The sequence below is a fragment of the Acidovorax sp. genome (genome assembly GCF_046341535.1).
Classification (GTDB): Bacteria; Pseudomonadota; Gammaproteobacteria; order Burkholderiales; family Burkholderiaceae_C; genus Acidovorax.
The window spans coordinates 1-1,115 of the sequence record NZ_JBKDRI010000038.1 but is presented as its reverse complement, the minus strand read 5'-3'; the positions used below and the strand labels follow the sequence as shown (position 1 = coordinate 1,115).

1 protein-coding gene is annotated in these 1,115 nt (G+C 63.7%); it reads right to left on the bottom strand.

The window, feature by feature from the left end:
* The coding region (locus ACK543_RS02415; protein WP_409941276.1) for an IS5 family transposase at positions 1-1,115 on the bottom strand (1,115 nt) is incomplete at both ends.

The window sequence follows — 1,115 nt, the reverse complement described above, 5'->3', positions numbered from 1 at the left end:
ATCCGCCTGGCCTTGCCCCGGTGCACGATGTGCACATCCGGGTTGTCCCCATCCACACCCCGGTAGCCCAGATCGACGAACGCCGTCGCGGGCTTTGCATGGCTGTCTTGCATCAGGATGCTCGCTTGCTCCAGTTGCTCGTTCAAGGTATGGCCGTCATACGGGTTGCCGTGAAAGGCCCTTGCGCCCACGATCAGGTTGCCGTTGAGCGTGCTGGCAATGCCCACCTTCACCCCGAACTCGTAGGGCTGTTTGGCTTTGCCCTTGCTGATGCAGTCCACCTCGCTCGCATGCCAGGCGTAGAGCTTGCGCTGGCCATCGACCGCCCTGCTCTGGCCGCTTTGGGCCCAGATGCGATGGGCTTTGTGCAAGGTCTCGCCCAGTGCCTCGCGCACAGCGGCTGCGATGGCCAAGCCCTTCGCGCTCGCTTTGCGATCGATCTCACGCTGCAGCCGACCGACAATGGTGCGCTGGCGTTTGATGGCCCGCCGCATGCGCTTGAACTGGCGGGCGTGGGCATAGCGCCCGGCCTTGTGGCCAAGCGCCTTGCCTTCCTTGGCAAAGGTCTGCTTCAGGTCGATTCCAGCATCTTTGGCCGCCTGGACCAGCTTGTCCCGGGCCACTTGGAGCAGGCGGCTGTCGGTGGGGTGGGCAATCGCCTTGTGCTGCACTGTGCTGTCCACGATCACGCGGGTGAGTTCCTGCGCCTTGATCAGCTTGAGCTTGACGGCCACGTTGATGGTCTGCGCCAGCAGTTCTTCCACGCCTTCTTCGCCCAGCAACTGGCGGAATTTGACCAACGTGGTGGCGTCACAGGGGTGGCGGTGTTCAAAGTACGCCTGCCCTGAGAAGAACTGCCAAGTCGGTGTCTCGCCCCAGCGCTGGACGACGCCCTCATCGGATTCGTTGAAGGCGTGTTTGAGGTACAGCAACGCAATCATGATGCGCAGCGGCACGCGGGGCCGTCCGGCGTTGCTGGCCACCGGCGCACGTTGCACCTGCTCGCCAAAGAGATCCAGATCGGGCATGGCCAGGCCAGATCGGCCTTTGCGGCAAAAGACCTGGGCCACCTGCGCCTCAATCTCCTGCCAGGGCATGCGCGAGGCCAGTACGGC